This window comes from Bacillus sp. AFS098217 (assembly GCF_002551815.1).
In the GTDB taxonomy this organism is placed as follows: domain Bacteria; phylum Bacillota; class Bacilli; order Bacillales; family Bacillaceae_G; genus Bacillus_A.
The window spans coordinates 36,725-57,047 of record NZ_NVPR01000038.1 but is presented as its reverse complement, the minus strand read 5'-3'; the positions used below and the strand labels follow the sequence as shown (position 1 = coordinate 57,047).

The 20,323-nt window shown below is 36.8% G+C and carries 23 protein-coding genes; 22 read left to right on the top strand and 1 reads right to left on the bottom strand.

The annotated features are described in order from the left end of the window. The first annotated feature begins 107 nt into the window (after window positions 1–107). The 13 genes from hisC to COO03_RS10990 all read left to right on the top strand — a co-directional run bounded on the left by hisC (window position 108) and on the right by COO03_RS10990 (window position 11,546). Window positions 108–1,208, top strand: a complete 1,101-nt coding sequence (hisC, locus tag COO03_RS11050) for a histidinol-phosphate transaminase (protein WP_097897231.1) — start codon at window positions 108–110, stop codon at window positions 1,206–1,208. A 138-nt stretch (window positions 1,209–1,346) separates the two neighbouring features. Next, window positions 1,347–2,624 (top strand): 3-phosphoshikimate 1-carboxyvinyltransferase, encoded by a 1,278-nt coding sequence (gene aroA, locus COO03_RS11045; RefSeq protein ID WP_097897230.1) that lies wholly within the window; start codon window positions 1,347–1,349, stop codon window positions 2,622–2,624. Between the two features lie 123 nt (window positions 2,625–2,747). Then, a complete protein-coding gene (locus COO03_RS11040; RefSeq protein ID WP_097897229.1) occupies window positions 2,748–4,010 on the top strand; it encodes a tetratricopeptide repeat protein in 1,263 nt (420 codons plus the stop codon). A 74-nt stretch (window positions 4,011–4,084) separates the two neighbouring features. Further along, on the top strand, window positions 4,085–4,621 hold the full coding sequence (locus tag COO03_RS11035; protein WP_097897228.1) for a ReoY family proteolytic degradation factor: 537 nt from the start codon (window positions 4,085–4,087) through the stop codon (window positions 4,619–4,621). Between the two features lie 163 nt (window positions 4,622–4,784). Beyond that, window positions 4,785–5,246: a YpiF family protein gene (locus COO03_RS11030; RefSeq protein ID WP_097897227.1), complete on the top strand. Its 462-nt coding sequence runs from the start codon at window positions 4,785–4,787 to the stop codon at window positions 5,244–5,246. 138 nt (window positions 5,247–5,384) lie between these two features. After that, entirely contained in the window at window positions 5,385–5,897 is a 513-nt protein-coding gene (gene qcrA, locus COO03_RS11025) for a menaquinol-cytochrome c reductase iron-sulfur subunit (protein WP_097897226.1), read from the top strand. Further along, window positions 5,898–6,572 (top strand): menaquinol-cytochrome c reductase cytochrome b subunit, encoded by a 675-nt coding sequence (qcrB, locus tag COO03_RS11020; RefSeq protein WP_097897225.1) that lies wholly within the window; start codon window positions 5,898–5,900, stop codon window positions 6,570–6,572. Between the two features lie 44 nt (window positions 6,573–6,616). Then, a complete protein-coding gene (gene qcrC, locus COO03_RS11015) occupies window positions 6,617–7,384 on the top strand; it encodes a menaquinol-cytochrome c reductase cytochrome b/c subunit (RefSeq protein ID WP_097897224.1) in 768 nt (255 codons plus the stop codon). A 233-nt stretch (window positions 7,385–7,617) separates the two neighbouring features. Next, on the top strand, window positions 7,618–8,208 hold the full coding sequence (locus COO03_RS11010) for a DUF1405 domain-containing protein (protein ID WP_097897223.1): 591 nt from the start codon (window positions 7,618–7,620) through the stop codon (window positions 8,206–8,208). A gap of 28 nt (window positions 8,209–8,236) precedes the next feature. After that, entirely contained in the window at window positions 8,237–8,923 is a 687-nt protein-coding gene (lit, locus tag COO03_RS11005; protein ID WP_097897222.1) for a lipoprotein intramolecular transacylase Lit, read from the top strand. Window positions 8,924–9,028: 105 nt separating this feature from the next. Continuing rightward, window positions 9,029–9,817 carry a sporulation protein YpjB gene (gene ypjB, locus COO03_RS11000; RefSeq protein WP_097897221.1) on the top strand — a complete coding sequence of 263 codons (789 nt, stop codon included), beginning with the start codon at window positions 9,029–9,031 and terminating at the stop codon, window positions 9,815–9,817. Window positions 9,818–9,919: 102 nt separating this feature from the next. Next, on the top strand, window positions 9,920–10,603 hold the full coding sequence (locus COO03_RS10995) for a zinc metallopeptidase (RefSeq protein ID WP_097897220.1): 684 nt from the start codon (window positions 9,920–9,922) through the stop codon (window positions 10,601–10,603). Between the two features lie 304 nt (window positions 10,604–10,907). Further along, window positions 10,908–11,546, top strand: coding sequence for a uracil-DNA glycosylase (locus tag COO03_RS10990; protein ID WP_373605244.1), 639 nt, complete (start codon window positions 10,908–10,910; stop codon window positions 11,544–11,546). 82 nt (window positions 11,547–11,628) lie between these two features. Here the strand turns inward: COO03_RS10990 and COO03_RS10985 are convergent, their stop codons facing one another. Then, a complete protein-coding gene (locus COO03_RS10985; protein ID WP_097897219.1) occupies window positions 11,629–12,510 on the bottom strand; it encodes a YitT family protein in 882 nt (293 codons plus the stop codon). A 187-nt stretch (window positions 12,511–12,697) separates the two neighbouring features. Here COO03_RS10985 and COO03_RS10980 point away from each other — a divergent pair, with 187 nt between their 5' ends. The 9 genes from COO03_RS10980 (at window position 12,698) to panC (ending at window position 20,313) form a co-directional block, all read left to right on the top strand. Then, complete coding sequence (locus COO03_RS10980; protein ID WP_097897340.1) at window positions 12,698–13,042, top strand: nucleotide pyrophosphohydrolase; 345 nt, start codon at window positions 12,698–12,700, stop codon at window positions 13,040–13,042. Continuing rightward, a complete protein-coding gene (dapB, locus tag COO03_RS10975; RefSeq protein WP_097897218.1) occupies window positions 13,039–13,839 on the top strand; it encodes a 4-hydroxy-tetrahydrodipicolinate reductase in 801 nt (266 codons plus the stop codon). The genes COO03_RS10980 and dapB overlap by 4 nt, the downstream gene beginning before the upstream one ends. Before the next feature lie 15 nt (window positions 13,840–13,854). Next, the gene (gene mgsA, locus COO03_RS10970; protein ID WP_097897217.1) at window positions 13,855–14,250 is read left to right on the top strand and encodes a methylglyoxal synthase; all 396 of its coding nucleotides are present in this window, start codon (window positions 13,855–13,857) and stop codon (window positions 14,248–14,250) included. Window positions 14,251–14,261: 11 nt separating this feature from the next. Next, window positions 14,262–14,966 carry a bacillithiol biosynthesis deacetylase BshB1 gene (gene bshB1 / locus COO03_RS10965; RefSeq protein WP_097897339.1) on the top strand — a complete coding sequence of 235 codons (705 nt, stop codon included), beginning with the start codon at window positions 14,262–14,264 and terminating at the stop codon, window positions 14,964–14,966. Next, entirely contained in the window at window positions 14,963–16,108 is a 1,146-nt protein-coding gene (gene bshA / locus COO03_RS10960) for an N-acetyl-alpha-D-glucosaminyl L-malate synthase BshA (protein WP_097897216.1), read from the top strand. Before bshB1 ends, bshA begins: the two co-directional genes overlap by 4 nt. Then, window positions 16,095–17,288, top strand: a complete 1,194-nt coding sequence (locus tag COO03_RS10955; protein ID WP_097897215.1) for a CCA tRNA nucleotidyltransferase — start codon at window positions 16,095–16,097, stop codon at window positions 17,286–17,288. Before bshA ends, COO03_RS10955 begins: the two co-directional genes overlap by 14 nt. After that, window positions 17,273–18,253: a biotin--[acetyl-CoA-carboxylase] ligase gene (locus COO03_RS10950; RefSeq protein ID WP_097897214.1), complete on the top strand. Its 981-nt coding sequence runs from the start codon at window positions 17,273–17,275 to the stop codon at window positions 18,251–18,253. Before COO03_RS10955 ends, COO03_RS10950 begins: the two co-directional genes overlap by 16 nt. 375 nt (window positions 18,254–18,628) lie before the next feature. Further along, a complete protein-coding gene (gene panB, locus COO03_RS10940) occupies window positions 18,629–19,465 on the top strand; it encodes a 3-methyl-2-oxobutanoate hydroxymethyltransferase (protein WP_097897213.1) in 837 nt (278 codons plus the stop codon). Next, on the top strand, window positions 19,465–20,313 hold the full coding sequence (gene panC, locus COO03_RS10935) for a pantoate--beta-alanine ligase (RefSeq protein WP_097897212.1): 849 nt from the start codon (window positions 19,465–19,467) through the stop codon (window positions 20,311–20,313). Before panB ends, panC begins: the two co-directional genes overlap by 1 nt. Window positions 20,314–20,323: the final 10 nt, after the last annotated feature.

Here is a 20,323-nt window from a genome sequence, read left to right as displayed (position 1 = left end):
TTCTAGTGATGATGACGGTTATGAGAGAAATTTGCAATATAAAGAATTTCGAGATAGAAATTCTTTATATTGCAACCTAACTTAACAAAATGACTGGGGGAAGAAAAATGAGAGTAAAAGAGCAGTTGTTAACTTTGAAAGCATATGTACCTGGCAAAAATATTGAAGAAGTAAAGAGAGCGTATGGATTATCGAAGATTGTAAAACTAGCATCGAATGAGAACTCGTTTGGCTGTTCGAGTCGTGTGACAGAAGCTTTAACTTCGTTAGTTAAGCAGTATGCTTTATATCCAGATGGCGCAGCTTTTGAGCTTCGTGAAAAGGTGGCAACGCATCTTCATGTGAAACCAGAACAACTTTTGTTTGGTAGTGGTTTAGATGAAGTCATTCAAATGATTAGTCGTGCCTTATTACATAAAGATACAAATGTTGTAATGGCGAATCCGACATTTTCACAATATTATCACCATGCCGTAATTGAAGGTGCTGAAGTTCGTGAAGTGTCATTAAAAGATGGGATTCATGATTTAGATGCAATGCTTGAGCAAGTCGATGAAAAAACGAAAATCGTTTGGATTTGTAATCCAAATAATCCAACAGGTACATATGTAGAAAAGCAAAAATTACTTTCATTTTTAGAAGCAGTTCCCAAGTCTGCGCTTGTTATCATGGACGAAGCATACTATGAATATGCAGGAGCTGAAGATTATCCACAAACATTACCGCTTCTTAAAAAATATGAAAACCTTATGGTGCTGCGCACGTTTTCTAAAGCTTATGGATTAGCTGCGTTCCGAATTGGTTATGCTGTAGGGAATGCAAAATTAATGGAGAAGTTAGAAGTAGCGAGATTACCATTTAATACGTCAACTGTCGCACAAGCTGTAGCGGCAGTGGCAATAGAAGACCAAGAGTTTTTACAAGAATGTGTAAAAAAGAATGCCGAAGGATTAAATCAATATTATAAATTTTGTAAAGAGTACGATGTATTCTATTATCCATCCCAAACGAATTTTATCTTCTTAAAAATTGGTATTCCGGGTAATGAAGCATTTGAGAGATTGATGGAAAAAGGATATATCGTCCGCTCTGGTGCAGCATTTGGTTTACCGGATGGTATCCGGATTACGGTCGGTTTGAAAGAAGAGAATGATGAAATAATTGAATTGCTTACGGAACTTGTAAAGAAAGAAGAAACATATTCTTAAAAATGGTAGCGGCTCCCATTATAGGAGTCGCTTTCTTCGTTTGTTTGCACGGTAAAGAAGGAAAGCTGTACAATAGAGAGAGACAGTATATGAGAACAATAGTACGTATGATGATTCATATATGAGGAGGATAAAAAAATGACAGGATTCATAAGGCAGAAAAAGGGCTTGAATGGAACGATAATTGTCCCTGGAGATAAATCTATTTCACATCGTGCTGTGATGTTTGGGGCAATAGCGGAAGGAACAACAAAAATCTCAAACTTCTTATTAGGAGAAGATTGCTTAAGTACAATTGCGTGTTTTCGGAAGCTAGGTGTGACGATTGAACAAAGTGGAAACGATGTTACTATATATGGTAAAGGATTAGATGGGTTACAGGAACCGAAAGAGGTACTAGATGTGGGGAACTCAGGGACTACCATTCGTCTCATGCTCGGTATTTTGGCGAATACTCCTTTTCATTGTGTTGTAATTGGGGATGAATCTGTTGGAAAACGCCCTATGAAACGTGTTACAGTCCCTCTTCGCGAAATGAATGCACAAATTGATGGCAGGGCAGATGGACAATATACACCATTATCTATTCGAGGAGGGGCTGTAAAAGGGATACACTATTATTCCCCTGTAGCAAGTGCGCAAGTGAAATCAGCCGTTTTACTTGCTGGTTTACAAGGAGAAGGAGTAACTTCGGTAACTGAGCCGTTACAATCACGTGATCATACGGAGCGAATGCTACGTGCATTTGGATGTCAAGTAGATGTGAATGATCGGACAGTTTCATTGCAAGGTGGCCAATCTCTTATCGGAACGGAAATTGAAGTTCCAGGCGATATTTCCTCAGCGGCCTTTTTCTTAGTGGCTGGTGCAATCGTTCCAAATAGTAAACTCGTATTAAAAAATGTTGGCCTAAACCCAACAAGAACAGGAATTCTAGATGTTTTATTAGAAATGGGAGCAAGTATTTCTATTCATAATATTCGAAATGAAGAGCTTGAGCCATGTGGAGATCTTACAATTGAAACTTCTAAGTTAAAGGGAATAGAGATCGGTGGTTCTCTTATTCCAAGATTAATTGATGAGATTCCTATTATTGCTTTACTAGCAACACAGGCAACAGGAACAACAATCATTAAGGATGCCGAGGAACTAAAAGTAAAAGAAACGAATCGCATCGATACAGTGGTTAAAGAGCTTCGGAAACTAGGTGTGCAAATTGAAGCTACATCAGATGGTATGATTATCTATGGGAATCAGAAATTACAAGGAAGTATGGTTGATAGTCATGGGGATCATCGTATTGGTATGATGCTCGCAGTTGCTTCTTGTATTGTAGAGGGGGAAGTAGAAATAAAAGGTAGTGATGCGGTTGCTGTATCCTATCCAAACTTTTTTGAGCAGTTGGAATCTCTGTGAAAAAAAGAATCTTTTTCTATTGAAGAAGATTCTTTTCTCCTTCCTTTTAGTTGCTTACAAGGCAACAGTTGTTTATGATTAAATGAATAGACGAGAATATTATTAGAATTAAAGGAGATATTTATGCAAAAGTTTGAACAAGCTGTTTCTTATATTGAAAATGGTGAGGTAGAAAAAGGATTACAGCAATTAAAAGAACAAGTGAAGCAAGGAACAGACGAGGAGAAATATGATATTGCTCGTTACTATCATACGCTAGGATTCATGGATGAAGCGTTAGCAATTATAGAAGATTTACGTTTGTTATATCCCGAAGAAAGTGAATTTACGATATTTTTAGCAGAATTATATATTGATTTAGATAGAGAAGATGAGGCAATTGAGGTACTTCATGACATTCCTGAAGATGATGAGCTTTATGTTCAATCTTTATTGCTTGTTGCGGACTTGTTCCAAATGCAAGGCTTTGATGATGTTGCAGAACAAAAGTTATTAAAAGCGAAAGAAATGATGCCAGAAGAGCCTGTTATTACATTTGGTCTTGCAGAATTATATAGCAGTAAAGGTGAAGAACAAAAGGCGATTGCTTATTACCAATCATTACTTTCTGAACACAAGGTAATGGGAGGAGTTGTGATTGCTCTTCGTCTAGCTGAAACGTTAAGTGCGATTGGAAACTGGGAAGAAGCGATTACTTATTATGAAGAAGGGTTAGAAGAGCAAAAAGACATTCATTCTTTATTCGGTTATGCATTTACACTTTATCAAGGTGAAGAATATCAAAGAGCAATTAGGGCTTGGCAAGAACTAAAAGAATTAGACCCAGAGTATGCAACATTGTATATGTATTTAGCAAAATGCTATGAAAAAGAAGGAATGCTTCAAGAAAGTTACGAAACACTTCATGATGGAATTAAAATAGATGAACTATCCGTACCACTTTATGTAGAACTAGCAAATATTGCGGCAAAGCTAGGTAAATTGGCGGAGGCAGAAGAAGTTCTTCGAAAAGCGCTTCAATTAGATCCAGGACATTTAGGGGCAATATTAAAATATGCTTATATCTTAAAGGAACAAGAAAAATATGAAGAGCTAATTGTGGTTGTAGAAAATGCAATTGATAGTGGGGAACAAGATACACAGTTACTTTGGGATCTTGCATTTGCGAAAAAACAATTAGAAATGTATTCAGATGCATTAAAACACTATGAAAGTGCATATACTTCTTTTAAGAATCATCCGGATTTCTTGGAAGAGTACGGTTACTTCTTGTTAGAAGAAGGTTTGCGAAAAGAGGCAAAAGAAGTATTTACACGCTTAATACAACTGGATCCGACACAAATTCATATTGAAGAATTGTTATATAATTTAGAGGATTTTTCATAATTTGGAAGGAAACTGAATGCTGCTTCTTGAATCTAAATAAGAAAAAAGAAAGACAGAGGAGGGACTTAAGCGCTATGAATACCCCTGTTTCTGTAAACGAGAAGAAGGATTTTGTGAAATGGTTTTTAAATAATTATCAACTGAAACAGCGTGAATGTGTATGGATTTTAAATTATTTAATGAGTCACGATCAATTAATGCATAAAGTTCACTTCGTAGAACATGCAAAATATTGTCCACGTGGCTTGGTTATGTCAGCAAATTGTGTAAAAGAAACACCGTTTCACTTTTTTAAACAAAATGTTATGACGACAGATGCAGAAAAATCATTTCATGACATTCGTTTAAATCGGGATGAGGATATTTATATTCAACTTAATTTTAAATCATCGTTCCAAAATGCAAATTATGTAGCAGTGTTAGAAGAAAATCCATACTTGCCAAAGCATATTGAAGTGAATGAAAAAGATCGTCTACTTGCAGAGCGTTTTTTAGAAGAGAGTGTATTTTCATTCCGAAGAGAGCGTCTTTTAAAACAAATTGATGAAGCGCTAGACAATCAGGATAAGGAAGCTTTTTGTAAGTTAACAGCAGAATTGAAAACTTTGTAAGAGATATTTGTACTGTGTAATTTTGACAAATCTCCGAATGTGTAAAGAAAAACTACCTAATATAGGTAGTTTTTCTTTTTTTACTCGTTTTAGTATGGTTTAATAGATATAAAGTGAAAGTTCTGACATTTGTTTGGGTATTTACGCAAAGGGGGGAGAAAAGTTGAAATGGGCTGTAAAAGATGCGGAACAATTTGTACAAGCGAGAGAGTATGTAGATACAGGTATTATACCCCTTCTTTCAATTTCAGTAGCCAAAGAGATGAAAATGGCTGTAGAACAAGGGGAATTTATTGAGGCGCTGAGTATGGAGTTAGAAAGGGAATATAAGGGAAGAGTGCTTTTATTACCCGCATTTACTTATTTAGTAGAAAAGCAGCAGGAGGAGAAAGATCGTTTGCAAGAATGGACAAATCATTTACAAGAGCAAGGGGTGAAACATATCGCTTACGTCACAAGTGATTTTTCCTGGAAAGAAGCAATCGATACATTGACAGGTCAATTATTTTGGTTACCAGCTTTATCATTAGAACAATTTAGTGATCAAGCGAAACGAGAGGTGATTCATGCACATGTCAAAAACATAATGGAAAAATTAACAGAAAAGTGGGAAAATATAAAATAAATAGATAGTTCTCATTATTATGAGTAGTATGATATTGACCTGTGCATGTGGGTATTATATCATGATAGTGTCCTAGTTTTTATTTTTTATATGGCTTTTTCACGAGGGGACAATTTCTGATAGAGGGGGGAAATTTTCGTGGGCGAGAAAGAACACCGTGTGTCAAGAAGACAATTTTTAAACTACACACTTACAGGTGTAGGAGGCTTTATGGCAGCTGGGATTTTAATGCCGATGACGCGCTTTGCACTTGATCCAGTATTAAGGAAAGAAGCAGTGGGGGAGATGGTTGCTGTTGCACAAGTAAAAGAGATTACGACAGAACCAAAACGCTTCGACTTTAAGGTAAAGCAGGTTGATGGATGGTATAAGTCTGAGGAACCGAAATCTGCTTGGGTGCATAAAGATGAAAGCGGAGACATTGTTGCATTTTCTCCAGTTTGTAAACATTTAGGATGTACGGTTAACTGGAATTCAGATAAGGCACATCCTAATCAATTTTATTGCCCATGTCATGGGGGACGTTACACAAAAGATGGTATCAACATAAAAGGAACACCACCTCTTGCTCCGTTGGATGTGTATGAATCTAAAGTGAAAGATGGAACGCTTTATTTAGGAAAAGCCAAGCCACGAGGGGGTGCGAAATAGATGTTAAATAAAATTTATGATTGGGTGGATGAACGGTTAGATGTTACACCAATATGGCGCGATATTGCTGACCATGAGGTGCCCGAACATGTCAATCCAGCGCATCATTTTTCGGCATTCGTCTACTGCTTTGGAGGACTTACATTTTTCGTTACTGTTATTCAAATTTTATCAGGAATGTTTTTGACTATGTATTATGTACCAGATATTAAAAATGCTTGGGAATCGGTCTATTATTTACAAAATGAAGTTGCATATGGACAAATCGTTCGCGGTATGCACCATTGGGGTGCTAGCCTTGTAATTGTCATGATGTTTTTACATACACTCAGAGTTTTCTTCCAAGGTGCTTATAAAAAGCCCCGTGAATTAAACTGGATTGTTGGCGTTCTTATTTTCTTTGTTATGTTAGGTCTTGGTTTTACCGGATATTTATTACCGTGGGATATGAAAGCATTATTTGCAACAAAAGTAGGGATTCAAATCGCGGAGCAAACACCGCTTATTGGTCCTTATATTAAAACACTACTTGCTGGCCATTCCGAAATTGTTGGCGCTCAAACACTAACTCGCTTCTTTGCTATTCACGTCTTCTTCTTACCAGCAGCACTTCTAGCCTTAATGGCCTTCCACTTCATTATGATTCGCAAACAAGGTATTTCAGGTCCACTATAAGAGATTACTAAATTAAAGGGGAAAAGAACTAAAGGAGGGAGATTATGCATCGTGGCAAAGGGATGAAGTTTGTAGGAGATTCTCGAGTACCTGTAGCTAGGAAACCAAATATTCCGAAAGATTATTCCGAATACCCAGGGAAAACAGAAGCATTCTGGCCAAACTTCTTGTTAAAAGAATGGATGGTTGGTGCGGTTTTTTTAATCGGTTATTTATGTTTAACAGTGGCACATCCGTCACCACTTGAAAGAATGGCGGATCCTACAGATGCAGGATATATACCACTTCCAGACTGGTATTTCTTATTTCTGTATCAGCTTTTAAAGTACTCATATGCATCGGGTTCATTTACTGTGATCGGTGCGTTTATCATGCCAGGGATTGCGTTTGGAGCATTGATGTTGGCGCCGTTTCTTGATCGTGGACCAGAAAGGCGTCCACTGAAACGCCCTGTGGCAACTGGATTTATGCTTTTAGCAATTGCATCTATCTTTTTCTTAACTTGGGAATCTGTAGCACATCATGATTGGGCGGCGGCGAAAAAACAGGGGGCAATTGTAAAAACGACACCAGTTGATAAGAATGAGGAAGGTTATAAATTGATGCAAAAAAATACATGTTTGACATGTCATGGTGATAACTTACAAGGTGGTGCAGCAGCACCAGCACTACAAAACTTAACGTTAAAACCAGAAGAAATTGCAAAGATTGCAAAAGATGGAAAAGGTGCCATGCCTAAAGGGGTATTTAAAGGCACAGATGAGGAACTGAAAAAGGTTTCAGAATTCATTACAAAGTACAATAAAAAATAACGAAGTCGACTGCANNTGCAGTCGACTTCGTTATTTATAAGAGGAATTTTGTTATAATAGAGTAGGAATTTTTTATCTCGCTATTTGCGAGCAGTAATACTTCCACCTCAAAGTTCAGCAAAAGAAATTAGGTGAGAGATAAACTGCCTGTAACAGCTCGATTCGTGTGGGCTGATTAAAGTTGCATTTTATGATAGGGAATTACTTTGTTTGAAAGGTGTTGTACATACAAATTGGCTTACTTGTATGCGATATTAAGGCAACGTTCAGTTTTATTATTTTTATTAGTTATCAACATATTAGGTACGATTTATGGATTTATTTGGTATGGAAATCAACTTAAGGAAACTTCACTCATATTTTGGCCGTTTGTTCCCGATAGTCCTATAGCAAGTCTCTTTTTTGTGTTTGTTTTATTTGCTTTTTTGCAAAATAAAAATTGGGGATTAGTAGAAGCTTTAGCGATTATTTCTTTAATGAAATATGGCATTTGGGCTGTTGTTGTCAATGGTATTATGTTTGTGGTGAAGGGGCATCTTGGATTTATGAGTTATATGTTAGTTCTTTCTCATCTTGCAATGGCTATACAAGGTTTACTGTATGCCCCATTTTACCGTATAAAAAAGTGGCATTTTATTGTAGCGGGTGTATGGACATTACATAATGATGTGATTGATTATCTATTTTGGCAAATGCCGAGATATGGAATTATGCATTTGTTCGTAGAGCAAATCGGTTATTTTACGTTTTGGTTGAGTATCGCTGTGTTAGGGGTTACATATTATTTTTGCTTAAGAAAGAATCGAAAGCAATTTTCGCTATAAATTTAAATGAAGAATTGGGGGAAAGTAAATGAATGAAAATAAGATAGGGATAAGAATGCTAGATAGCTTTATAAATTCTATCGTTGCATACTGTATAGCATTTTCTATTTTTGCGATTGCAACTACAATTGTTGTGTATGGGAAATGGTTATATTATGCAGATATACACTTTTTAAATATACCAGATTTGGCTAATATGACAGAGCTGGAGATTAAGAAGAACTATGATGTACTAATTACATATCTTTCTCCTTTTTATCATGGGTCATTACAGTTCCCTACCCTGGATATGTCTACAAATGGAAGAATCCATTTTGTAGATGTGAAAAATATTTTAGTGAATATTCAATATGCAATGTGTATGGCGCTCGGGATCGTTTTACTGGGCGGGTGGTATTTATTACGTAAACGAAAAGTGAGATTTTTATTATATGGTGCAATTCTCACAATTATATTTCCGATAGCGCTTACCCTACCAATTGCTATTGATTTCGAAAAGAGTTTTGTATTATTTCATAAGCTCTTGTTTAGTAATGATTACTGGCAATTTGATAGTGAAACAGATCCTATTATTTTAATGTTACCAGAACAATTTTTTATGCATGCAGCATGTGTAATTTTAATATTGATTTTATGTGGAAGTGTTTTTTGTTATGGCTTGTATCGATATTTAGTAAAGAAGAGAAAATCTTCCGCGAAAAAACTTTATTCATAAAGTGAAACTGTATTCCTTCCCAATTGGGATGAAATATTTTTCGCCTTCGTTCTATTCTTGTCCACCTAAACATATTTTGTACTAGTAGTTATAGGGGGGACCGGAATGAAGAAAGCATTAATTGGAATGATAGCATTTCTGCTTATATTGTTTCCAGTACGTATATATGCTGAAGAATGGAATGAATTAACAGGGTTATTAGATGATTCTTTGCAGCTTGTCAAACAAAAAGAAGATGAAAAAGCAATACAAGTGTTACAACATTTTTCAGAGCAATTTGTGTTAAAGGAGAATGTACAAGAAAAGAAAGTAACACCGATGCATTTTCGAGTCATTTCTTTAGCATATGATAAAGCCCAACAATCTCTCGGAGAGGAAAGTTTAGATAGACAGATGAAGATAGACGATGTGTTAGCCTTGCAATTGGCGGTAGATGCAGAGGTATCTAAATTTCAACCTCTTTGGATCGAGCGAGAAGAGCGGGTCATGGGCGCTTTCGCTAAAGTGGAAAAAGCAATGAAGAAGGAAGACGATGAGCGTTTTCAACAATCGTTAAATACATTTTTGCATGAATTTGATATTATTTATCCAAGCTTAATGATTGCGCTACCAGAGAATCAATCGCAGCGTGTGAATGCACACTTATCGTATTTGGATGAATTTCGTAATATGATGTTAAAAAATAAAAGTGGGCAAACGCAATTAGGCATCATTAAAGGAGATTTACAAAAAATATTTCAAACGGTAAAGAAAGATGAAGTAGATTCGTCTCTTATTTGGTTTATGACAATTACAGGAGGGATTATTTTATTCACATTAACATATGTAGGGTGGAGAAAATACAAAGGTGAGAAGGCGAAGCGTAAAAGTGGTCTTCATTCTAAAAATCGATAACACTGTAAATGAAGGCAAGGATTGTAAGGTTTCTTTATTGACAATGTTTAAAGAAGAAAATAGAATGGGAAGTATTAATAATTACGACTTTACTGGAGGTTCATGATGTTTTATTTAATTTACTTCGCGATCATTATGATCATACCGTTGTATGCACAGTCTAAAGTACGTAGTGCTTATAGTAAGTATTCACAAGTATATTCCACATCAGGTATGACAGGGGCGGAAGTAGCTCGAAAAATTCTAGATGAAAATGGTTTGTACAATGTTGCTGTAGAAGAAACACCAGGTCATTTATCAGATCACTATGATCCAACAGCAAAGACGGTTCGCTTGTCTACAGATAACTATTATGGCCATTCTGTTGCAGGAACAGCTGTAGCGGCTCATGAAGTAGGACATGCGATTCAGGACGCGAAAGATTATAATTTTATGCGCATTCGCCATTCACTAGTTCCGATTGCGAACTTTGGATCGAATATGTCATGGATCTTTATAATGATTGGTATATTTGCGACGATGACAAAATTGTTGCTATTAGGTATTGTTTTAATGGCAGCAGGTGTGATTTTCCAACTTGTTACATTACCGGTTGAGTTTGATGCATCTAAACGTGCGATGCAGCAAATTGAAGCACTTGGAATTGTATCAACAGATGAATATGGGCAAGCTCGTAAAGTATTGAATGCAGCGGCGTTAACATATGTGGCAGCTGCGGCTGTGGCGGTATTTGAATTACTTCGTTTAGTACTAGTGTATACGGGTATGCAGCGTAGTGATGATTAAAGGCTATCGATTTCGATAGTCTTTTTTTATCTTGGTAATTCAAATTTAACCGTTTGACCTTTGGTAGTATCTTGTAAGTTCATATTAACTGTTGGACCAAATTCTAATGTGAATTTCTTGTAGACTTGTATTTAAAGCCATGAAATAGTATACATTACATTATGTAAATATCGCAATTTTCTTTTTAAAGCAAATGATCAACATCCCTTTATTCGTGTATTACCTTAACTTGATAAATGAAAAGTAGTGTAATGAATTTTAATGCGTATAATAAGTATAGATCAAGTGATGATAAGTGAAGGTGATGGAAATGCAATATCCAGATTCATTAGTACAGCATGTGAAAGAGCGTAGTACTAACTATGCACTAGAGGGATTTTTATGTGGACAGGGTCCCAAAAATCCCAAATTGATGCTTGTTGGGGAAGCACCTGGAGAAACGGAAATTCATAATGGTATTCCATTTAGTGGAAGCGCAGGGAAGCAGCTAATGACATTTTTAGAGCACATTGATATTACAAGGCAAGAAGTATACATTACGAGTGCGGTTCGAAGCCGTCCCTATACCTGGAGAGAGAAAAGAGAACGAAATGGACAAGTTAGTCAGAAAAAATATAACCGAACACCAACTCAAAAAGAGATACTTGCACATGCTCCTTTGTTAGATTATGAACTAGAACAAATTCAGGCACCGGTTATCGTAACGCTTGGGAATATTGCATTAAAGCGTTTGGTTGGACGGGATAAAAAGATTACGGATGTTCACGGAGAATTATTACAGCAGCCAGTACAAAAGTTGAAAAATCATCAAGGTACGGAATTTGTATGGACTGAGAAAGTATATAATATTTTTCCGACTTTTCATCCGGCTTCTATTTTTTATAATAGAAGTTTGTTGGAATTCATTTATGATGATTTAGAAAAGTTGAGGAAGTACATATAGTAGATATCTTTCTAGAAGTATTAAAAAACTAGAAAAGCTTATCGGGTTCGATCGCTTTTCTAGTTTTCTGTCGTTGGCATGTTTAGTTATGTAACGGATTTTTATTCTCATCCAGTGTAAATCCTTCACCCACTACATCATGTACATCACTTACTGCAACAAATGCATGAGGATCTACAGAAGTAATAATATTTTTTAATTTTACGATTTCGTTTTTTGCAACAACGCAATAAAGTACGTTTCGCTCAATCTTTGTATAGGAACCAACAGCTTTTAAAAAGGTTGCCCCGCGCTCCATTTCGGATAAAATCTTGGCAGCAATTTCGTCGTTTTTATCTGAGATAATGGTTGCCCCTTTTGCTGCATAAGCTCCTTCTTGCATAAAATCAATAACCTTTGCGCCAATAAAGACAGCAACCAATGTATACATGCCTTCGCGATAAGATAAATATGTAAGGATGGAGATGAAAATGACAACAGCATCAAACATAAACATTGTTTTTCCCATGCTCCAGCCAATATATTTATGAGCTAGCCTTGCAATGATATCGACACCACCAGTTGTTCCGCCATATTTGAATATAATTCCAAGACCAATCCCAATAAATGCCCCGGCGAACAGTGCTGCTAGTGTCATATCGTTTTGTAAGTTTAAATGTAAATTGAATAATTCATAACGCTGAAAAATCCATAGAAATAAGGAGACGCTAAATGTTCCGATTAATGTATATAAGAAAGTTGTCCGGCCGAGTAATTTCCAACCGACGAAAAACAGAGGAATGTTTAAGATTAAGTTTGTATAAGAAGGATCAAGTGAAAATAGAAAATATAATAATAACGTAATGCCTGTAAATCCGCCTTCTGCTAAGTGGTTTTCAATATTGATATTTACGATGCCAAAAGAGAAAATAGCGGAACCAATTAAAATAAAAATAATGTTTTGAATCTTCAAGTTTGTTTTCATGTAGAAGTCCCCCTGATATGTAATAATTATATTGCTCCGCTAAAACGGTAAAACACAGCAAAAGAAAGTTTCACTTTATTATAGTCTATCCAAAAAAACGTGGCAAATAGGGAGGAAGGTGGAATAATATTTGTCAAATCGCGATGAATTGGCTAACATGAAAGAGGAAGGATTAGAGGTGAATAACATGGAACAAAAAACGATGAAAGATATGCAGAAAGAAGTAGATGCATATATTAGTCAATTTAAAGAAGGTTATTTTAGTCCACTTGCAATGATGGCTCGTTTAACAGAAGAAATGGGTGAACTTGCAAGGGAAGTGAATCACTACTATGGTGAAAAACCGAAGAAAACGACTGAAAAAGAGCGAACAATTGAAGAAGAACTCGGAGATGTATTATTTGTTATGATTTGCATGGCAAATAGTTTACATATTGATTTAGAAACAGCACATAACATTGTAATGAATAAATTTAATACACGTGATAAAGACCGTTGGACACGTATTGAAGAGGGAGAGAAAGAGGTATGAAAGATATTAAAGTAATTATTGCGGGACCAAGAGGACGTATGGGACATGAAGCAGTTCTTCTTATGGAGAGAACAGAGCATTTTCAATTAGTAGCAGCAGTTGATTATAAGCATGGCGGAGAGAAAATTTCAGATTTACCTGGAATGCCAGCATTAGATACGCCAATCTATGCTGATTTACAGACTTGTTTAAATGAAGTAGAAGCGGATGTATTATTAGATCTAACAACACCGGAAGTAGGGAAGCAGCATGTTACGCTTGCTGTTGAACATGGTCTTCGTTCTGTTATCGGTACGACTGGATTTACAGAAGAAGAGCTTCAACATTTAACGGAAACGGCGAAAGAAAAACAAGTAGGTACAATTATTGCTCCAAACTTTGCGATTGGTGCTGTACTTATGATGAAGTTTTCTCAAATGGCAGCGAAATATTTCCAAGATGTTGAAGTAATTGAATTACATCATGATCAAAAATTGGATGCCCCTTCAGGAACAGCTGTGAAAACGGTAGACTTAATCCGTCAAAACCGTGAACCAAAACAACAAGGTCATCCAAATGAAACGGAGCAATTAAAAGGAGCACGCGGTGCAAACGTAGATGGGATTCACATTCATAGCGTACGTTTACCAGGTCTTATTGCCCATCAAGAAGTGTTATTTGGCGGTGACGGACAAATGTTAACAGTTCGTCATGACTCATTCAATCGAGCGTCATTTATGTCAGGGGTCAAATTGTCGATTGAAACAGTGATGAATCTTGATCATCTTGTATACGGCTTAGAAAATATTATCGACTAAAGGGAGAGACAATTGATGAAGATTGCCTTAATTGCACATGACAAAAAGAAAGATGATATGGTTTCGTTCGCATACGCATATAAATTAATTTTTGAAAAACATGAACTTTTTGCAACGGGAACGACAGGTCTTCGTATTATGGAGGCGACAGGTTTAGCTGTTACAAGATATCAATCTGGTCCTCTTGGTGGTGATCAAGAGATTGGTGCAATGATTGCAAAAAATGATTTAGATATGGTGATTTTCTTCCGAGATCCTTTAACAGCACAGCCACATGAGCCAGACGTAAATGCATTGCTTCGTTTATGTGATGTGTATGCAATCCCGCTTGCGACGAACATGGCAAGTGCTGAAATGTTAATGCATGCATTAGATCGGGGAGATTTAGACTATCGAAAGTTAAGAAAATGAGGGAAACAATTATGAGTGGATTACATATATTAGCGTTTGGTGCTCATGCCGATGATGTTGAAATCGGCATGGCAGGCACCATTGCAAAGTATACGAAACAAGGATATAAAGTTGGCATTTGTGATTTAACGGAAGCTGATTTATCTTCAAACGGAACGGTGGAATTAAGAAAAGAAGAGGCTCAGGAAGCTGCTCGTATTATGGGAGTTGAAAAGCGGATTAATTTAGCAATGCCGGACCGTGGTTTGTATATGAAAGAAGAATATATACGTAAAATTGTAAAGATTATTCGTACATATAAGCCAACGCTAATTTTTGCACCATACTATGAAGACCGCCACCCAGATCATGCGAATTGTGCAAAACTTGTGGAAGAAGCTGTATTTTCAGCGGGTGTTCGTAAATATATGCCAGAAATTTCGCCACATCGTGTGCAATCTTTTTATTATTATATGATTAATGGTTTTCATAAACCGGATTTCTGTATTGATATTAGTGACCATCTTTCTGAAAAGGTAGCAGCATTAGAAGCATATGAAAGTCAGTTTACAACTGGAAGTGATGGTGTTAAGACACCTTTAACTGAAGGATATGTTGAAACAGTGATCGCTCGTGAGAAAATGTTTGGAAAAGAAGTTGGAGTTATGTATGCCGAGGGATTTATGAGTAAGAAGCCAGTTTTATTACATACTGATTTAATAGGGGGATGTAAATGAAATTGAAAATAGGTATTACATGTTATCCTTCTGTGGGTGGTTCTGGAGTTGTTGGAACGGAACTCGGAAAACAATTAGCTGAACGAGGTCATGAAATTCACTTTATTACATCAGGTGTCCCATTTCGCTTAAATAAAGTATATCCAAATATTTATTTTCATGAAGTAACGGTTAATCAATATTCTGTCTTTCAATATCCGCCGTACGATTTAGCATTAGCAAGTAAAATGGCAGAAGTTGCGCAAAGAGAAAATCTTGATATTTTACATGTGCATTACGCAATACCGCACGCGATTTGTGCATATTTAGCTAAACAAATGATAGGAGACAATATTAAAATTGTTACAACGTTACATGGAACAGACATTACTGTGCTCGGTTCAGATCCTTCTCTAAATAATTTAATACGATTTGGTATTGAACAATCTGATGTTGTTACGGCTGTATCTCACTCGTTAATTCAAGAAACGAATGAGGTTGTAAAGCCAAATAAAGAGATTCAGGCGGTATATAATTTTATTGATGAGCGTGTTTATTTTAAGAGAGATATGTCACAATTAAAGAAAGAGTATGGCATACGAGAAGATGAAAAAGTATTGATTCATATTTCGAATTTTCGAAAGGTCAAGCGTGTACATGATGTCGTTCATGCATTCGCTAGAATTGTAAAGGAAGTCAATGCGAAGTTACTACTTGTTGGTGATGGACCAGAGTTCTGTACAATTTTACAGTTGGTGAAAAGTTTACATATTGAAGAACACGTTTTGTTTTTAGGAAAACAGGATAATGTTGCAGAGCTTCTTGCAATGAGTGATTTAATGTTACTTTTATCAGAAAAAGAAAGCTTTGGTCTTGTTTTACTAGAAGCAATGGCGTGTGGTGTGCCATGTATTGGAACACGAGTTGGAGGCATTCCAGAGGTTATTAAACATGGTGAAACAGGATATATATGCGAAGTCGGTGATACGCTAGGGATAGCACAACAAGCGATACAGCTGCTTAAGAATGAGAATCACCATCGAAATATGGCAGAGCAAGCAATGGAAGCTGTATATGAGCAATTTCGTTCGGAAAAAATCGTTTCACAATATGAGGCGATTTATTATGACATGTTAAGGGATGACAAAAATGAAACGATTTAAACAAGCTGGAGCAATTATTGAGACATTAAAACAACATGGGCATGAGGCGTATTTTGTTGGTGGGAGCGTGCGTGACTTCATTATTAATAGACCGATTGGCGATATTGATATTGCAACATCAGCTCTTCCAGAGGAAGTGATGCATTTATTCCCAAGGCACGTCCCTGTTGGTCTTGAACACGGTACTGTTATTGTTGTCCAAGATGGTGTTCCGTATGAAGTGACAACATTTCGAACAGAGAGTGATTATGAAGATTTTCGCAGACCAAGTAGTGTTCAGTTTGTTCGTTCATTAGAAGAAGATTTAAAACGACGAGATTTTACTATGAATGCGATTGCGATGACTGAAGAAGGAAAAATCATTGACTTATTTGCGGGACAAGAAGCAATTCATAAGCAAGAAATTGCAACAGTTGGAAATGCCGCGGACCGTTTTCAAGAAGATGCACTGCGTATGATGCGTGGTATTCGTTTTGTTAGTACGTTAGGGTTCTCCTTAGAAGAAAAAACAAAGTGTGCCATTGAAATGTATGGACATTTACTTGAACATATAGCGATTGAAAGAATTACAGTTGAGTTTGAAAAGTTATTGACGGGTACGTATTGTGTAAAGGGGCTTCAAAAGTTAGTAGAAACGAAACTATTTACTCATTTACCGTATTTACAAATGTCAGAAGAGAAAATTTTGAGGACGGCTCAATATAACTGGGATTCTTTTGAAACTGATATCGAGGCATGGGCATTTTTCCTATATTGTATCGGGGAAGAACATCCATCTGTTTTCTTACGACAATGGAAATTTTCAAATAAAAAAATAAAAGATATTGTCGCTGTTTTACTAGCTATTCGTTCTAGAAAATCAAAGTCATGGGATGCAGTTTTTCTATACAAAACAGGTATTCAAGTTGCTTTAATGGCAGAAAGAGTGTATCAAACGATTATAGAAAATTATGATATGTCTTCAGTAGATCAAGTACAGACGTTGTTTGATTCATTATCCATTCAGAATCGTCAAGAAATGAATGTAAGCGGTAATGATTTATTAAATTGGACAGACAAAGCGCCAGGCCCTTGGGTAGCAGAAGTATTGCAAAAGATTGAAGAAGAGATTTTACAAGGGCAGTTAGTAAATGAGAAAGAGAACATAAGGGAGTGGCTACAGGGATGCAATCTACTATAAGAAAACAATTATTACAAGTTTTTTCTGAAGCAGATGGCGAATTTGTATCTGGTCAAACAATGAGTGACAAGCTCGGCTGTTCAAGAACAGCTGTCTGGAAGCACATGGAGGACCTTCGAAGTGAAGGATACGAACTTGAAGCTGTGCGCCGCCTAGGATACCGAATTGCTAGTAAGCCAGATAAAGTAACAGCTAATGAAATCCAATTAGGCTTACAAACAGAATTTATAGGGAGAACTGTTTATTTTGAGGAGTCTGTTGAGTCTACGCAGCATATTGCAGCGAGACTTGCGTATGAAGGAGCAGCGGAAGGGACAATTGTTGTTGCGGAAGAACAAACATCAGGGCGCGGTCGTTTAAGTAGAAAATGGTATTCACCAAAGGGGACCGGAATTTGGATGAGTATTATTTTACGTCCCTCTATTCCTGTTCATCATGCTCCTCAGCTTACATTACTAGCAGCTGTTAGTGTAGCACAAGCGATTGAGAAATGTACAGGTGTGAGTGTAGGAATTAAATGGCCCAATGATATTTTAATTCACGGAAAAAAGGCCGTTGGTATTTTGACAGAGTTGCAAGCTGATCCGGACAAAATTAACGCTGTTATTATGGGGATAGGAATTAACGTAAACCAACGGCAAGAACATTTTGCTGATGAGATTCAGCAGATTGCTACGTCGTTAGCGATTGAATCAGGAGAGCCAATTGTTCGCGCAGAGCTTATGCAACAGATCTTTTTACAAATGGAAAAGTTGTATCAAGAGTATGTAAAAAACGGATTTTCAGTTATTAAGCTCTTATGGGAAAGCTATGCGGTAAGTATTGGGAAAGAAATTACAGCCCGAACGTTGAAACAGACAATCATTGGTGTAGCAAAAGGAATTACAGAGGATGGCGTATTGATAGTAGAAGATTATCAAGGTCATGTACATCATATTCATTCTGCTGATATAGAAATTAAGTAAAAAGAAGTTCCTGTTTAGGAACTTCTTTTTACGCTAATATGAGAAGAAATGCTGTGAGTCCTATTATACTGAGTGTCACTTTGAAAATTTCACATATCGTAATAGGAGAGGAAGTTATTTTTTCGAAAAAGTGTAGCAATTCTCTTTCTTAGTTTGCTATAATTAGTTCGAATATGGGCAGTATCAGAGCGAACTGCACCATGATTCCAAGCGATGAAGAACAATAATTTGGATTCTGCCTTGATCCAACACCGGACTGGGACAGAGGGATGAAATTTGCCGATTAACACAACCCTTCTGCCCTTTTATGGCCAGAGGGGTTTTTTGATATGATTTCGGCCATCTCCTCTCTCCTGAATAAAGGAGGAGTAGTTTTTGAAAACGAAAACAGATTTTTTGAAAATGAAAGAGAAAGGTGAGCCGATTACGATGCTTACAGCGTATGATTATCCATCTGCTAAATTAGCAGAAGAAGCTGAAGTCGATATGATTTTAGTTGGGGATTCTCTTGGAATGGTTGTACTTGGATATGATTCCACAGTTCCAGTAACAGTAGAGGATATGATTCATCATACGAAAGCAGTTCGCCGCGGGGCGAAAGAGACGTTTATTGTAACAGATATGCCGTTTATGTCTTATCATGTATCACTGCAAGAAACAATGCATAATGCGCGTCGTATTGTACAAGAGAGCGGAGCGCATGCAGTGAAAGTGGAAGGTGCAGGCGATGTCTTATCAATCATTCAGTACTTAACAAATGCAGGAATTCCTGTTGTAGCACATCTTGGTTTAACGCCTCAATCTGTTGGAGTATTAGGTGGTTATAAAGTGCAAGGAAAAGATGCTGAAAGTGCAAAAAAATTATTAGAAGATGCAAAGAAATGCGAGGAAGCTGGCGCGATGGCAATTGTGTTAGAGTGTGTGCCAATGCAGTTAGCAGAGCTTGTATCAGAGGAGTTAACAATTCCTACAATTGGAATTGGTGCAGGGAAGAAAGTAGATGGTCAAGTACTTGTTTATCATGATTTGATCTCGTATGGAGTGAATCGAGTTCCGAAATTTGTGAAGCAATATACGTCTGTTCAAGAAGAAATTGTACGTGGGATTTCACAATATGTTGCTGAAGTAAAAACGAGACAATTTCCTGAAGAAAAACATTCATTCACAATGAAAGAGGAAGAGTATGTAGCATTATACGGGGGAAAACAATAATGAAAATTATAACAACAGTACAAGACATGCAACAGGTTGCAAGTGAAATTCGTGCAAGTGGGAAAGAAATTGGTTTTGTTCCAACAATGGGATATTTACACGAAGGACACGCCACGCTATTACGCCGTGCAAGAAAAGAAAATGAAGTTGTTATTTTAAGTGTATTTGTAAATCCATTGCAGTTTGGACCGAATGAAGATTTAGATCGTTATCCAAGGGACATTGAGCGGGATGAGAAGGTAGCAAAAGAAGCGGGTGTTGATTATTTATTTTATCCGAGTGTGGAAGAAATGTATCCAGCACAGCAGACTACAAAAGTAGAAGTGGTAAAGCGTACAGACGTGTTATGTGGGAAACAACGACCAGTTCATTTTGCAGGTGTTGCTACTGTATTGATGAAACTATTTAATATCACAATGCCAACTCGTGCCTATTTTGGTATGAAAGATGCGCAACAAGTTGCTGTTATCCAAGGATTTGTAAGTGATTTTAATATACCGCTTACAATCGTACCTGTCGATATCGTTAGGGAAGAGGACGGATTAGCAAGAAGTTCCCGTAATGTATATTTGTCAGAACAAGAACGTGAGGAAGCACCGCATTTATATCGTAGTTTATGTATAGCGAAAGAACGGATTGAAGAAGGAGAACGTAATCCACAAGCTATTACGAATCTTGTGAAAGAATACATTGAAAAACATACAAAAGGTATTGTTGATTACGCAGATATATATGCGTATCCAACATTGACAGAAATAGACAAGATCGAAGGACGAATCATTCTTGCAATTGCGGTTAAGTTTGAAAATGCACGATTAATTGACAATATAACATTAACGGTTAAATGAGGGGGAGACA

Coding starts and splice junctions, on each gene's coding strand:
- ypjB (WP_097897221.1), top strand. CDS start 9,029: ATGAAGAAAGCATTAATTGGAATGATAGCATTTCTGCTTATATTGTTT.
- qcrB (WP_097897225.1), top strand. CDS start 5,898: ATGTTAAATAAAATTTATGATTGGGTGGATGAACGGTTAGATGTTACA.
- hisC (WP_097897231.1), top strand. CDS start 108: ATGAGAGTAAAAGAGCAGTTGTTAACTTTGAAAGCATATGTACCTGGC.
- COO03_RS10985 (WP_097897219.1), bottom strand. CDS start 12,510: ATGAAAACAAACTTGAAGATTCAAAACATTATTTTTATTTTAATTGGT.
- mgsA (WP_097897217.1), top strand. CDS start 13,855: ATGAAGATTGCCTTAATTGCACATGACAAAAAGAAAGATGATATGGTT.
- COO03_RS10980 (WP_097897340.1), top strand. CDS start 12,698: ATGGAACAAAAAACGATGAAAGATATGCAGAAAGAAGTAGATGCATAT.
- COO03_RS11040 (WP_097897229.1), top strand. CDS start 2,748: ATGCAAAAGTTTGAACAAGCTGTTTCTTATATTGAAAATGGTGAGGTA.
- bshA (WP_097897216.1), top strand. CDS start 14,963: ATGAAATTGAAAATAGGTATTACATGTTATCCTTCTGTGGGTGGTTCT.
- COO03_RS11035 (WP_097897228.1), top strand. CDS start 4,085: ATGAATACCCCTGTTTCTGTAAACGAGAAGAAGGATTTTGTGAAATGG.
- aroA (WP_097897230.1), top strand. CDS start 1,347: ATGACAGGATTCATAAGGCAGAAAAAGGGCTTGAATGGAACGATAATT.
- dapB (WP_097897218.1), top strand. CDS start 13,039: ATGAAAGATATTAAAGTAATTATTGCGGGACCAAGAGGACGTATGGGA.
- COO03_RS10950 (WP_097897214.1), top strand. CDS start 17,273: ATGCAATCTACTATAAGAAAACAATTATTACAAGTTTTTTCTGAAGCA.
- bshB1 (WP_097897339.1), top strand. CDS start 14,262: ATGAGTGGATTACATATATTAGCGTTTGGTGCTCATGCCGATGATGTT.
- panC (WP_097897212.1), top strand. CDS start 19,465: ATGAAAATTATAACAACAGTACAAGACATGCAACAGGTTGCAAGTGAA.
- lit (WP_097897222.1), top strand. CDS start 8,237: ATGAATGAAAATAAGATAGGGATAAGAATGCTAGATAGCTTTATAAAT.
- COO03_RS10990 (WP_373605244.1), top strand. CDS start 10,908: ATGGAAATGCAATATCCAGATTCATTAGTACAGCATGTGAAAGAGCGT.
- qcrC (WP_097897224.1), top strand. CDS start 6,617: ATGCATCGTGGCAAAGGGATGAAGTTTGTAGGAGATTCTCGAGTACCT.
- COO03_RS10955 (WP_097897215.1), top strand. CDS start 16,095: ATGAAACGATTTAAACAAGCTGGAGCAATTATTGAGACATTAAAACAA.
- COO03_RS10995 (WP_097897220.1), top strand. CDS start 9,920: ATGATGTTTTATTTAATTTACTTCGCGATCATTATGATCATACCGTTG.